Source organism: Rhizobium sp. 01T444 (assembly GCF_056398305.1).
Genome location: NZ_JBFTPD010000382.1, coordinates 1 through 535, shown reverse-complemented (window position 1 = coordinate 535; position 535 = coordinate 1). Strand labels below are relative to the sequence as shown.

Annotated in this window: 1 pseudogene; it reads left to right on the top strand. The window is 61.9% G+C overall.

The annotated features are described in order from the left end of the window. Positions 1-178, top strand: a pseudogene (locus AC1DTN_RS39050) (NAD(P)/FAD-dependent oxidoreductase); the annotation flags it as partial. Positions 179-535: the final 357 nt, after the last annotated feature.

Genomic DNA, 535 nt, shown 5'->3' with positions numbered 1-535 from the left:
CATGATGGGCGGCCTGATCGGCGGCAGCTTGATGATCGAAGGGCTGTTCGCTCGAATCATGTACATCTCGCTCTACAAGATGCACGAACTGGCACTGCACGGCGTCATGAAGGTCTCGCTCGATACGCTCGCGCGCCTCATCACGAGGCGCACCGAACCTCACGTCAAGTTGCATTGAGATGTCGCGATCATCACGGCGCGCCGTATCTCGGCAAAGGTGGCTCGAGACCGAGCCGCTGGTATTGCACAGCCGCGCCCGGCAAGACCTCGAAAGGCGCCTCTGTTGGCCCGGTCCGACCACTTGCGGCTTGAGCCCTGAGAGGATTAAAGACCGAGGCCAGACACGACTCGGTTCTCGAGGCGAGACGAGCCGCCGCAAACTCCGCGATAGAAGCGGAGGCGCTGTCCGGCACTTGGTTGCCGGGTTGTGCAGCTCCGTAGGCTGTGGGGCAGGGCATCGACGAAGGAGGCCACCATGAAAATTCTCGTCGCGGAGGACGATAAAGTTCTGGCGGCTGTGCTCCTGCGCAGCCTG